A 13,023-nucleotide genomic window follows, 5' to 3' on the forward strand; every position below is an offset into this window, starting at 1 on the left:
ATCCCGCCCCATGAAAACGGACGCTTCAAATCACACTGGATACGATCTCCTGCTGACCGGATTTCCCGCCCGCACGGAGCGTGGCTTCCTTGGATGGAGCACGACGGTTCTTTTGCGGACGACAGCCGGATATGCGCTCTTCGATACCGGGACCGCCGGGGACCGTCCCGGGCTTCTCAGGGCGCTGGCGGCGAGAGGCATTCGCAACGGCGATATCAGGACGATCATTCTCTCGCATCTGCATTTCGACCATGTGGCGAATGCCGAATGCTTCCCGCAGGCCGAGTTTCTGCTCCATGAGACGGAACGGAACTATTTTGACGATCATGGCGCGGCCGATGCCGCCGTTCCCCTGTTTCTCGCGGAAACCCTGTTGCGAAAGCCCCGGCTCCGTCTGATATCCGGGGAGCCGGAAATCTTGCCGGGGATCCGCGTTCTTCGCACCCCCGGCCATACCGGCGGCCATATTTCGCTTTCATTGACCGTCGACGGTAAGCAGGTCGTGCTCGCGCAGGATGCGCTCAAGCATCGCGGCGAGACCGTCTCGGAAACCTTGGCCGGGGCCTTCGACGCCGAAGCCGCGCGCAAAAGCGTCGACCGCATCCTGACGATGGCCGACGTGATCGTTCCCGGGCATGACGTACCGCTGGAACGCGTCGACGGCGGCTTCATGCCCGTGTCCGCCAGCCATGAAAGGATCGAGATCCTGCCGGACGGCCGATCCTATGCCCTGACGGTCCAGTAACCCGGCTGCGAATAGGCGCTCTTCAGCGTCTCGGCGAAAAGCCTTGCCGACTTCAGCGGCCTGTCCCGGGGATAGACGGCGGTGATGTCGAAGCTCGGCAGCGCGTAGTCGTCGAGGACGGTCACCAGGCGGCCGTCGGCGATTTCGGCGCCGATTTCCCAGGTCGACCGCCAGGCGAGCCCCAGCCCGTCGCGGGCCCAGCGGATCAACGAGTCGGCATCGTTGCAATCGATCGTGCCTTCCACCTTCACGGAGACGGGCTTGCCGTTCTCCTGGAAAAGCCATTCGCGGTGCAGGCCGGCCCGCAGATTGACGCCGAGGCAATTGTGCCGCGCCAGGTCCTCCAGGGTCCGGGGCGTGCCGAACCGCTCGAAATAGGCCGGCGTCGCACAGACCACACGCTTGTTGCTCAGAAGCTTGGTCGTCACGAAACGCGGATCGATGACGTTGCCGATGCGGATGCAGAGATCGTATTCGGCGGTCGTCGGATCGGCATAGTCGTTGGAGAGATTGAAGGAGAGCTGCACGTTCGGATGGGCGGCAAGGAAGGCCCCGGCATGCACGGCGACGTGGTGCCTCCCGAAATGCGGCGGCGCGAGAACGGTCAGACGTCCCGTCACCTGCATGATGTCGGGGAACATCTCCGCCTCGCGGACGTCGATCTCGGTGACGAGTTCCTGGCAATGCTTCAGGAAGAAGACGCCCTGCTCCGTCAGGGACAGATGCCGGGTGGTGCGGTGAAGCAGCCGGATGCCGAGCCGCCGTTCCAGGCTGTCAATATGCCTGCCGATCATGGAGGCGGTGATGCCCTCCTTGATGCCCGCCGCCGTCAGAGACCCTTCCTTGACGACGGCGAGGAAGGCCCGCATTTCCTTGTAACGGTTCACGACGCCTCCCAGTAGCCCGGCCGGGCATAGACGGTTCGCAGCCATTCGAGGAGCAGGCCGATCTTTGCGGGAAGGTGCGGCTGCACCGGATAGACCGCGGTCACGTCGTAGACCGGCGGCATGTAATCGTCGAGGACGGTCACGAGCGTTCCGGCCGCCAATTCGGCGGCGACCTCCCACCGCGAACGCCAGCCGATTCCCAGGCCTTCGCGCAGCCACTGCGCCAGGACCTCCCCGTCGTTGCACGACAACACCCCCGCCGCCCGGACGGTGATCGGCCGGTCCTCGACCAGGAAATGCCAACCGCGCGGCTGGCCGCCGTATTCGTTGAACGCCAGGCAATTGTGATGCGCGAGATCGGCCGGAACGAGCGGAACGCCACGCTCGCCGAGATAGCCGGGCGTCGCGCACAGGACGGCCTGATTGGTCGCAAGCCGGACCTGGACGAGGCTCGTGTCGATCACCGGGCCGAGCCGGATCGCCACCTCGTAGCCCTCGCGAACCAGATCCGTGATGTGATCGCTGAGATTGAGGGAGACGCGCACGTCGGGGTTCTCGCGCATGAAGGGCGGAAGATGGGGCGCGACATGGCGCCGCCCGAACCCTGCCGGCGCGGATACGATCAGATGGCCGGTCGCATACTCCCTTCCGTCCGACACCAGCCGCTCGGCGGTTTCGAGGCGCTGCAGGATCCCCGTGCAATGCCTGTGGAATTCCTCGCCCTGCGGCGTGAGGCCGAGCTTGCGGGTGGACCGCACCAGCAGGATCCCGCCCAGCCGCTCCTCGATCTGGCTGATGCGCCGGCCGATGATGGCGGGCGTCAATCCGAGTTTCCGCGCGGCGCCGGCAAAGCTCCGCTCGGCGACGACGGCCACGAAGGTTTCGATCTCGCGAAGCTTGTCCACGGCTGATCCTATACTCTCAGTACAGAATGAACTGCATTTTTTGCTTCTTATCAACCAGAAAGTTTAGGTCTAGCTTTCCTTGCGAAAGTGACGACGGCCCGATGCGGCGCCGCCGGAACTTTGCGGGTGGGAGGCACCCGCTCGCCAACAACGGGAGGAATGTTGTGAAGATCCACAGATTGATTATGGGGCTGGGCGTGGCCGGCATGCTTGCAAGCCCGTCCCATGCCCAGGACAAGTCCGGCGATATCACCATCGTGCTGTCATCCGCCGTCGACGTCGTCGAACCGTGCCATATGAACTCGACGGGCTACATAGGCCAGGTTCTCAAGGCCAACGTGGTCGAGACGCTGACCCGCATGGATCCCGCCACCAGCGAGATCAAGCCCAACCTCGCCACGGAATGGAAGCAGATCGATCCGCAGACCTGGCAGATCAAGCTGCGCGAGGGCGTGAAATTTCAGGACGGCACCGATTTCAATGCCGACGCGGTGGTCGCGGCGCTCGACCGGCAGTTCAGCCCCGAGCTCCAGTGCCGCGACACCATCCGCCTGTTCGCCAAGACGACCATCGAGGCGAAGGCTCTCGACCCGCACACCGTCGAGATCAAGACCAGCGCGCCCATGCCGCTGATGCCGACTACGCTGTCGCAGATCGGCATGACGGCGCCGGGCACCAGCACCACGGAAGCCACGAAATCGCCCGTCGGCACGGGTCCGTACACCTTCACGAGCTGGGATCCGGCCAGCAATCTGGTCCTGACCCGCTTCGACGGCTATTGGGGCGACAAGCCGCAAGTCCGCCAGGCGACCTATGTGTGGCGTGAGGAACCGGCGCTGCGTGCCTCCATGGTCAAGGTCGGCGAGGCCGATCTCGGGCTCCAGATCGCGCCCCAGGACGTCGATCCGCAGATGGACGTCGGCTATCTCAATGCCGATACGAGCCGCATCCGCATCTTCATGGACAAGGCGCCGCTCGACGACGTCCGCATCCGCAAGGCGCTCAACTTGGCTTTCGACCGCAGCGCCTTCGTCGGCACCATCATGAGCCCCGACGCCCTGCCCGCCAGCCAATACATGCTGCCGAGCGTCAGCGGCTACGACGACAGCCTGAAGCCGTGGCCCTACGATCCGGAACAGGCGAAGGCCCTTGTCGAGGAGGCCAGGGCCGACGGCGTTGCGGTCGACACGCCGATCGACCTCTTCGGCAGCCAGTTCATGCAGGCCAACCTCGACGAAATGCTCCAGACGCTCGTGCAGGGCTGGCAGGAGGCGGGCCTCAACGTGCAGATCCGGATGGTCGACAAGATCCAGCATTCCGCCATGCGCCGTAAGCCCTATCCGACGGATCGCGGCCCGACCATGGTGCACGAGCTGCACGACAACACGGCCGGTGACGCGTTCTTCACGATGATGGTCTACTACACCTCGGAAGGCGCGCTCTCCAACATTTCCGATCCGAAGCTCGATGCCGTCCTCGAGGAGGCCAGCGTCTCGACCGGCGACAAGCGCCGTTCGCTCTTCCAGCAGGCCAACCGGACGATCCAGCAGGACGTCGTTCCCGATATCATGCTGTTCCACATGGTCAGCTACATGCGCATCGGGCCGCGCGTCAGCTTCAAGCCGGATTTCACCACCGGCGGCCAGCTCGAGCTTGCGGCGATCAGCCTGAAGTGATCCCCGACCCGAACGGCGGAGGCGGCATCCCGCCTCCGCGATCCCTGACCGATGCGATCCGCTCAAACGGAAGGTTCAAGCATGCCTATCTACAAGTGGGACAACAAGCCCTATGAAGGTCCTCACGTCCTGGACAACCCGCCGCCATTCCATGAGAAGCTCTGCGACTACGGCGCGCGTCCCTACTGGTCGCCGGACGGCAAGCGCATCGCCTTCGTCGAAAAGGCCTATGGCGACGTCCACGAGATCGACCTCGAAACGCGGCGGATCCGCAACCTGACGGGCGATCTCGGCGAACACCACTCGTTCCTCCGGGTGCTTTTCCTGCCGAACGGCGATTACCTCCTGATCGGGCCGAAGGAATTCAAGGACCACCACACCAGCCGCTACGTGGAGTCGGAGCTCTGGTTCATGGACCGCGAGGCGAAGACCCCGCCCCGGCCCTTCGGGCTGACGATCTTCGAGGGCATCGGCGTTTCGGCGATCGCCAACCGGATCACCTATTCCCGGCACGGCGAACACGATCCCCGTCTCGGAAAGTTCGAGGACTTCGAGTGCTACGTGTCGGAGATCGAGTACGGGGCGGACGGCCCGAAGATCGGCGCGACACGCCCGATCTATCGAAACGTCACGGGATTGCGCCGTCCCGAACCGCAGGATTTCCGCCACGACGACACGGAGGTCATCATGGCGGAATATATCGGCCCGCGCGATCGCAGCACCACCTGGAAGACCCAGACCCGGGGCATCGACCTGAAGACCCTCGACGTCCGCACCTATATCGACGAGCCGCTCACCCACAACGAATGCGAGGGCATCTTCCCCGACCAGGAGCATATCTGCCTGGAATCCTCCTGCGACTTCGTCGACCAGTTCCCGCCGATCGATCTCTGGAAGCTCAAGCTCGACGGTTCCGGGCGCCGCGTGCGCATGACGCGGTTCTTCGACCGCGCCCCCTGGCGCGCGAGCAATTCGAACGTCAGCCCGGACGGCAGGTGGCTCGCCTTCATGGTCAACACCTATACGAGCGAGCCGGGCTTCGGCATGGGCATCGGCCTCATGGATCTCGAGGCCTGGGAAAAGAGCGAATACGCCGCGGAATGGGAGACGCCGGAGGACCGCGCCGCGATAAGGAAACGGGACGGCACCTTTGCGGAGATCAAGTAGGCCCTAGATCCGGGGGACGTCCTTCGGCCCGGGAGGCCGGCGGACGTCCCTGCAGGAATGAACGGACGAAGGGAAAGGGAGGAGCGCCTTGCGCGGCTATATCGGATCCAGAATGGCGCACAGCGCCATTTCCATGGTGGGACTTGTCGTCCTCGTCTTCTTTCTGGCGCGGCTGACCGGCAATCCGGTGGACATCTACCTGCCGATCGAAGCCTCGGCCGAGGCCAGGACCGCCTTCTCCGAGGCGCACGGCTTCGACGATCCGTTGATCGTGCAGTTCTGGCATTTCGTGCGGGATCTCGCCCGTCTCGATTTCGGCATGTCGCTGCGCCAGGACCGGCCGGTCCTCGATCTCGTGCTGGCAGCCTTCCCGACGACCCTGCTGCTGGCCTTGTGCGCCATGTTCATCGCCCTCGTCGTCGCGATCGTCTCGGGCGCGCTCGCGGCCCAGAGGCCGAACGGCGTTCTCGACCGTTTCGTCAACGTCATCTCGCTTGCCGGCGCAAGCCTGCCGAATTTCTGGCTGGCGATCGTCGCCGTGCTCGTCTTCGCCGTCGGGCTGCGATGGCTGCCAACGTCGGGCACGGGCGGCTTCGTCCACTGGATCCTGCCGGTCATGGTTCTCTCCGTTCGTCCCTGCGGCCTGATCGCCCAGGTCGTGCGCGGCTCGATGATCAGCGCCATGTCGTCCGCTTACGTGAAGACGGCGCGGGCCAAGGGCGTGCGCCGCACGACGATCATCTTCGTCCATGCCCTGCGCAACGCGATGCTTCCGGTCATCACCGTCGCCGGCGACCAGGCGACGGGAATGATCAACGGCGCCGTGGTCGTCGAGGTCATCTTCGGGCTGCCGGGGATCGGCAAGCTGATGATCGACTCGATCCAGTATCGCGATTTCGCCATGGTGCAGGGCGGCGTCATCATCACCGCCGTCGCCATCTTCGCCCTCAACATCGCGATCGACCTTTCCTATGCGCTGCTCGATCCGCGCATCCGCTACAGCTGAGGCCGCGACATGAGCACCATCGTCACCCCCGGCAGCCGGCCGAACCGATCCGCCGTCCACCGCTACCTGCTGCTCCTGTGGCACGACAAGTTCGCGACGGCGGCGGTCATGTTCCTGCTGCTGGTGTTCTTCGCCGCCCTGTTCGGGCCTGCTCTCTTCGAGAGTGCTTCCAACAGGATCAATCTGCTTGCCCGAAACGCCCCGCCGCTGTCGTTCCAGCACGGCTGGACCTTCATCCTCGGGGCCGATTCGCTCGGGCGGTCGATCCTTCTGCGCCTGATCGTCGGGGCGCAGAACACGATGCTGCTGGCGGCATCCGCGGTCGTCTGCTCGCTTCTCGTCGGATCGTTTCTCGGCTTCATCGCCGGATACCGCAACGACTGGACAAGCGCGGTGATCATGCGGGTCGCCGACGTGGTGATGAGCTTTCCCTCGCTCCTCCTGGCGCTGATCGTCCTCTACGTCCTGACGCCCGGCATCGCCAACGTCATCCTCGTGCTGGCGATCACCCGCATTCCGATCTATCTGCGCACGACCCGGGCCGAGGTGCTGGAGGTGCGCGAACGGACGTTCGTGACGGCGGCGCGGATCATGGGAGCCTCGCCCCGCCGGCTGATCTGGCGGCATATCCGGCCGACCGTCACGCCGACCCTGATCACCATCGCGACGCTCGAATTCGCCTTCGTGATGCTGTCGGAATCGAGCCTGAGCTTCCTCGGTCTCGGCATCCAGCCGCCGGCCTTCACCTGGGGAGCCATGGTCGCGCAGGGCCAGAGCTACCTCAGCACCGCCTGGTGGGTCGCCTTCTGGCCCGGCGTCGCGATCACGCTCACGGCGATGTCGCTCAATCTCTTCGCGAACTGGCTGCGGATCGTCGGCGATCCGGTGCAGCGCTGGCGGCTGGAATCCAGAAAGAAGACCTCATGACCGGGAATAACAGGCATCTCGTCGAGGTACGAAACCTCTCCGTCGAATTCCACACCCAGGACGGCACGGTCCAGGCCGTGCGCAATGTCAGCTGGCATATCGATCGCGGCGAGACGCTCGCCATCCTGGGCGAGAGCGGTTCGGGCAAGAGCGTCAGCTCGTCGGCGCTGATGGGCCTGATCGACATTCCTCCCGGCCGCATCACATCCGGCGAGGTCCTCTATCGCGGCGAGGATCTGCTCAAGGCCTCCTATGAACGGCAGCGGGAGCTGAACGGCTCGAAGATCGCGATGATCTTCCAGGACACCCTCGCCGCCCTCAATCCCGTCTATCCGGTGGGCTGGCAGGTGGCGGAGACGTTTCGCGCCCACGGTGTCGGTCACAAGGAGGCGGATTCCAGGGCGCTGGAGCTCCTGGAGCGGGTCGAGCTGCCCAATGCGCGGGCGCGCTTCAACGACTATCCGCACCAGTTCTCCGGCGGCCAGCGGCAGCGCATCATGATCGCGATGGCGATCGCGCTCGACCCGGACCTCCTGATCGCCGACGAGCCGACGACGGCGCTCGACGTCTCCGTCCAGGCCCGGATCCTGCGCCTCCTGAAGGACCTCCAGCGCGAGCGGGGCATGGGCCTGCTGATGATCACCCACGACCTCGGCATCGTCGAGGGGCTTGCCGACCGCGTCGCCGTTATGAACGGCGGGGAGATCGTCGAGACCGGACCGGTGGGCCAGGTCTTCAACGCGCCGGAACATGCCTATACCCGCAACCTCCTGAATGCGGTTCCGGGCAGGCAGGGTTTCCCGGCATCCGCCCCGTCGGACGAACGCAGGGACACGCTGATCGCCGTCAGGGAACTGTCGAAAGGCTATCCGAGCTCTTCGCGCTCACCGGTCGTCATGGCCCTGGACAGGGTGTCCTTCACCCTCGCGCGCGGGGAGACGCTCGGCGTCGTCGGCGAATCCGGCTCCGGCAAGTCGACGCTCGCCCGCACGCTGCTCGGCCTCGAAAAGGCATCGAACGGCACGGCATCCTACAAGGACCGCGACATGCTGCAGCCGACATCGTCCGACCGGACGGTCCTCCAGCGCCAGATCCAGATGGTCTTCCAGGACCCGACCGCATCGTTGAACCCCCGCATGACCGTCGAGGAGATCATTTCGGAACCCTGGGCCATCCACCGGGAGATCCTGCCGAAGAAGGATTGGAAGGGACGGGTCGGCGATCTCCTCGAACAGGTCGGCCTGTCGAGGGAGCATGCCCAGCGCTACCCGCATCAGTTCTCCGGCGGCCAGCGGCAGCGCATCGCCATCGCGCGGGCACTCGCCCTGCAACCGGAGGTCATCATCTGCGACGAGGCGGTCTCCTCGCTGGACGTGTCGGTCCAGGCGCAGATCATCGCGCTCCTGAAGAGCCTCAAGGACGAGCACGGCCTTTCCTACATCTTCATCGCCCACGACCTGCCCGTGGTCCGCAGCTTCGCCGACCGGGTGCTCGTCATGCGGAAAGGCCAGATCGTCGAGCAGGGCAGGACCGAAGACCTCTTCACCAATCCGCAGCACCCCTACACCCGCGAACTCCTGCAATCCGACCCCGTGCTCGGCGGCCCTGTGGCCGCCTAGCCGCCCCGCCGTCCGATCATCCAGCATGCCGCTCCAACGGAGAATTCAATGATGCCGCATTCCGATCACAGTTGGCTCCGGTCCTCGCTGGTGATGATCATGACGCTTCGCGAGAGCGATGCGGCGAGCTGGGACACCGAGGAGATGGCCGATTTCGCCAAATCCTTCTCGCTCGATGCGCTGGGGTTCTCGGTGGGCGGGATCATGGCCTTCTACCCGACCGACATTCCGCTCCACCCGCGCGCGGCGGCGCTCGGCGAGCGGGACCTGGCGGCGGAGATGATCGCTTCGCTTGCGAGGCGCGGCATCAGGCCGATTGCCCGGATCGACCCCAGCATGGCCTCGCGCGCGCTTTATGCCGAGCGGCCGGAATGGTTCGTTCAGGACAAGGCGGGAGCGCCAGTGGAAGTCCACGGCCACTTCGTCACCTGCCCGAACGGGGGTTATTACAACGACTTCATGATCCGGGTCGTCGAGGAAATCCTGGCGCGTTATCCCTTCGACGGCCTGTGGGCGAATGCCGCGCAATTCTCCCCCTGGCACACGCCGCAATGCCATTGCGGCGTGTGCCAGCAGAAGTTCCGGGCCAGGACCGGCAGGCCCATTCCCGACGAGGACTGGGACAGCGACGTCTGGCGCCGGTACAACGAGTGGCGCTACGAATGCATCGCCGAATGGAATGCCCGCGTCCAGGCGGCGAAGACGCGCGTGCGGCCGTCCTGCGCCTGGATGCCGCTGAGCCAGGTGGCGGAATCGTGGGATCATTCCCGCGTCGGCGGCTGGGACCTCGACTATACCGAGCCGCATCAGGACGGCATCGTCCTCGAGGCGCAGCGGCGCTACGCCAACATGTTCTGGCCGGGACTCGAGGCGCGCTACATGCGCAGCCTCGCGCCGGAAAAGGGCGGCGGGATCACGACGAGCTACTTCCTGCCCTGGTGGCGGTTCTACCGCGTGCCGATCGCCGAGAACCGGATGTGGGCCGGCCAGATCATGGCGCAGGGCGTGATGCCCTGGATCCACGTGACCGGCTATCAGCAGGAGCAGTTCGACCATCGCGGGCTCGATGGCCTTCGCGCGCTCTTCGCACGGTTCGACCGCAACCGCCCGACCTATATGGAAGCGGCGTCCGCCGCGCAGGTCGCGCTCGTCTATTCCCGCCACAGCCTCGACAATTTCGGCCACAAGGACCCGGCGGCCCGCTACCTCGATCATTTCCGCGGCGCCTACAACGCCATGATGGACCAGCGGCTCCCCTTCGACATCCTCAGCGGCAACCGGCTCACGGCGGAGACGCTGGCGAACTACAAGGCCGTGGTGCTTCCGAACGCCGCCTGCCTGTCGGATGCCGCCTGCGCGGCGCTCGAAACCTATGTCCGCAACGGCGGCCATCTCGTCTCGACCTATCGCAGCGGCGACTTCGACGAGACGGGCGCCCCCCGCGAAACGACGCTTCTCGGCCGGCTGACCGGCGCGAAGGCGACCGGCGTCACGTGGAAGAACCTGCGGGCGGCCTATGCCGCGATCCGCGATCCGTCGTCGCCGCTGCTGGCCGGGTTCGACGGGACGGACCTGCTGCCGGTGGCCGGCGACATCACCTTCGTACGCACCGGCGACCAGCCGGCGATCGCGGCGCCCCTGACCCTCGTGCCGCCGGTGGAAGGGGAGGTCGGGAGCGGGATTTCGGTGCCGGAATTCAACCGGATCGATCACGTCACCGATTATCCGATGATCCTGGACCGCCGCGTCGGGGAGGGCCGCATCGTCCACTTCCCCTGGCAGCCGGACCTGATCGGCTTCCGCTACGGCTTCAGGGATCTCTTCCGGCTCCTCGCCAACGCGATAAAGCAGGCGGAGGGCTGGCGCGACATCGTGACCGTCGAGGGACCGGGCCTGATCGACCTCTCCGTCATGGAAAAGAGCGACCGGCTCGTCGTCTCGCTCGTGAACTTCTCCGCTCCGGGCAGCTTCAACACCGGGCAGCGACGCATCATCGAGGAACTGATCCCCCTCCACGACCTCGAAATCACCGTCGACGTGCCGTCATCCTTCACAAGGGAGCGCGTCCGGCTCGTCTTCGCGGAGCGCGAAATCCCCGTGACACGTCTGGACGGCAGCCGCATCCGCTTCACCCTGCCGCGTCTGGAGGCCATGGAAACCATCGAAATGCTCTTCGGATAGCCGCGCCAAGGCTCGGAACGACCGGCGCATCCGATCACGGACAGGAAGGAATCAAAGTGGGCACCATCATCAGATCGGTCGAGGCCTTTCAGGTCACCTGGGTCGAGAACGAGCCGCCGGGACGCAGGACGGCGATCGTGCGCGTGACGACGGAGGACGGGCTGGTCGGCTACGGCGAGGCCTCCCCGATGCTGGGCGGCGAGCATTCGCTCGGCATCGTGCGGGATTTCGCGGCTTCGCTGACCGGTCTGGACGCGCTGGACCAGGCCGTCATCCACGACAGGCTGCTGCACAAATACGTAAAGCTCGGCCCGGAAGGCGCGGTGACGGGGGCGCTTGCCGCGCTGGACATCGCGCTCTGGGACATCAAGGGCAAGTATTTCGGCCTGCCGGTCTACAAGCTCCTCGGCGGGGCATGGCGCACCGAGCTGCCGTTCTATTCGTCGGTCGGAAGAAATGCCGGGCGCACCGTGGACGAGACCGTGCGGGCGGTCGAGGAGCGGCTGAGATCCGAGCGTCCCGCCGCCGTCAAGATCCGCTGGGACGGCGACCGCACGCGGCAGGACTACGATATTCCAGGCGACATCGCGAAGGCGAAGGCGGTGCGCAAGCTGGTCGGAGACGACTTCCCCCTCGCCTTCGACGCCAACAACCAGTATTCCGTCGGCGGCGCCATCCGTGTCGGCCGCGCGCTGGAAGAGCTCGGCTATATCTGGTTCGAGGAGCCGGTCCAGCACTACAACGTCCGGGCGATGGGCGAGGTCGCGCAGCGTCTCGACATCACCGTCTCGGCCGCCGAGCAGTCCTATACCACGCAGGCGGTCGTCGACATGATCAATGCCGGCGTGCGCATGGTGCAGCCCGACATCGTCAAGATGGGCGGCATCACCGGCCTGATGCAGTGCGCCGCCATCTGCTTCGCCCACGGCGTCGAACTCGTCCCGCACCAGACCCAGCCGACGATCGCCCATGCGGCGAACCTGCACCTGCTCGCGACCCTGATGCACAATACCAAGCCCGCGGAATTCTCCGATCCGTCGACGCGCATGCACGTCGCCTTCGCCAATCCCCCGATCCCGGAGAACGGGATGTTCAAGGTGCCGTCGGGACCGGGTCTCGGGCTGATCGTCCACGATGCCGAACTGGATAAAAGGCGGAGCTGACGGAAAGACGGTTCATCGATCCGGAAGCTTCGGAATGTCGGACGCGCGGCGCATTCACGCCTCCGTCCGTGCCGGCCGTCGCCGGATTGCGGCAAACGCGGCGACGTGCAGCAAGGCAAGGCCGGCGATGACCGCGGTCGCGACGCCGTAGCCGCCCGCAAGGGCATGCAGGGAGCCGGCGATGACCGGCCCCGCAGCCATGCCTGCACCGGAGGCGAGCCGGCAGACGCCGAGAGGGCGGAGAGGGCGAGGAGGCGGACGCGGTTGGCGACAGGACCTGCTGGCCGCCGAAAGCGACGCCGAGCACGAGGGATAGAAGAAGAGCGCCGCGACGTTCGCCGTGACGAGGATCGCCACCAGCGTGGCGAAGGTCAGGAGGCCTGCCGGCGCGGCCAGCCACATGACCGGCCCGGAGCCCCGGAGGTCGCAGAGCCAGCCGGACAGCAGGCGCCAGACGAAGACGACCAGTCCGGCGACGGCCGCGATCCAGACCGCCGTCTCCCCGTCGACGCTGTTGTCCTCGAAGAGTGCGATCTGCCGGGTCGTCAGGCCGTGATAGGCCGCCGAGCCGTAGAGATGGCTGATGACGAGCGCCGGCACGGTGAGCCAGCCGAGGCCCGCCATGCCGTATCGGCCGCCCGCGCCGGAAGCGGACTTCACCCGGTCGATCGCATCACGTCGTCCTCGTGACCGGACAGCAACGCCCCCTGAGCCGGGCAAGCCGCGAGGTCGCGGCGCGCCTGACAG

Annotated in this window: 11 protein-coding genes; 8 read left to right on the forward strand and 3 right to left on the reverse strand. The window is 65.7% G+C overall.

Annotated elements, in window-relative coordinates:
• Positions 1-10 precede the first annotated feature (10 nt).
• Complete coding sequence (locus NNZ72_RS04925; protein WP_257313501.1) at positions 11-745, forward strand: MBL fold metallo-hydrolase; 735 nt, start codon at positions 11-13, stop codon at positions 743-745.
• Here NNZ72_RS04925 and NNZ72_RS04930 read toward each other — a convergent pair.
• Positions 724-1,632 (reverse strand): LysR family transcriptional regulator, encoded by a 909-nt coding sequence (locus NNZ72_RS04930; RefSeq protein WP_257313504.1) that lies wholly within the window; start codon positions 1,630-1,632, stop codon positions 724-726. The genes NNZ72_RS04925 and NNZ72_RS04930 overlap by 22 nt on opposite strands.
• Positions 1,629-2,537 (reverse strand): LysR family transcriptional regulator, encoded by a 909-nt coding sequence (locus tag NNZ72_RS04935; protein ID WP_257313506.1) that lies wholly within the window; start codon positions 2,535-2,537, stop codon positions 1,629-1,631. The genes NNZ72_RS04930 and NNZ72_RS04935 overlap by 4 nt, the downstream gene beginning before the upstream one ends.
• Before the next feature lie 164 nt (positions 2,538-2,701).
• On the opposite strand from NNZ72_RS04935, the gene NNZ72_RS04940 reads away from it, so the two are divergent.
• The 7 genes from NNZ72_RS04940 (at position 2,702) to NNZ72_RS04970 (ending at position 12,276) form a co-directional block, all read left to right on the forward strand.
• On the forward strand, positions 2,702-4,213 hold the full coding sequence (locus tag NNZ72_RS04940; RefSeq protein ID WP_257313508.1) for an ABC transporter substrate-binding protein: 1,512 nt from the start codon (positions 2,702-2,704) through the stop codon (positions 4,211-4,213).
• Positions 4,214-4,294: 81 nt separating this feature from the next.
• A complete protein-coding gene (locus tag NNZ72_RS04945) occupies positions 4,295-5,380 on the forward strand; it encodes a TolB-like translocation protein (protein ID WP_257313509.1) in 1,086 nt (361 codons plus the stop codon).
• 88 nt (positions 5,381-5,468) lie between these two features.
• The gene (locus NNZ72_RS04950) at positions 5,469-6,386 is read left to right on the forward strand and encodes an ABC transporter permease (protein WP_257313511.1); all 918 of its coding nucleotides are present in this window, start codon (positions 5,469-5,471) and stop codon (positions 6,384-6,386) included.
• 9 nt (positions 6,387-6,395) lie between these two features.
• On the forward strand, positions 6,396-7,313 hold the full coding sequence (locus tag NNZ72_RS04955; protein ID WP_257313513.1) for an ABC transporter permease: 918 nt from the start codon (positions 6,396-6,398) through the stop codon (positions 7,311-7,313).
• Positions 7,310-8,932, forward strand: coding sequence for an ABC transporter ATP-binding protein (locus NNZ72_RS04960; protein ID WP_257313514.1), 1,623 nt, complete (start codon positions 7,310-7,312; stop codon positions 8,930-8,932). Before NNZ72_RS04955 ends, NNZ72_RS04960 begins: the two co-directional genes overlap by 4 nt.
• A gap of 48 nt (positions 8,933-8,980) precedes the next feature.
• Positions 8,981-11,113, forward strand: coding sequence for an alpha-amylase family protein (locus NNZ72_RS04965; protein WP_257313516.1), 2,133 nt, complete (start codon positions 8,981-8,983; stop codon positions 11,111-11,113).
• A 56-nt stretch (positions 11,114-11,169) separates the two neighbouring features.
• Positions 11,170-12,276 (forward strand): mandelate racemase/muconate lactonizing enzyme family protein, encoded by a 1,107-nt coding sequence (locus tag NNZ72_RS04970; protein WP_257313518.1) that lies wholly within the window; start codon positions 11,170-11,172, stop codon positions 12,274-12,276.
• A 54-nt stretch (positions 12,277-12,330) separates the two neighbouring features.
• Here the strand turns inward: NNZ72_RS04970 and NNZ72_RS04975 are convergent, their stop codons facing one another.
• Complete coding sequence (locus NNZ72_RS04975; protein WP_257313520.1) at positions 12,331-12,936, reverse strand: MFS transporter; 606 nt, start codon at positions 12,934-12,936, stop codon at positions 12,331-12,333.
• Between the last annotated feature and the right edge of the window lie 87 nt (positions 12,937-13,023).

The sequence above is a fragment of the Shinella pollutisoli genome, from assembly GCF_024609765.1.
GTDB lineage: Bacteria > Pseudomonadota > Alphaproteobacteria > Rhizobiales > Rhizobiaceae > Shinella > Shinella pollutisoli.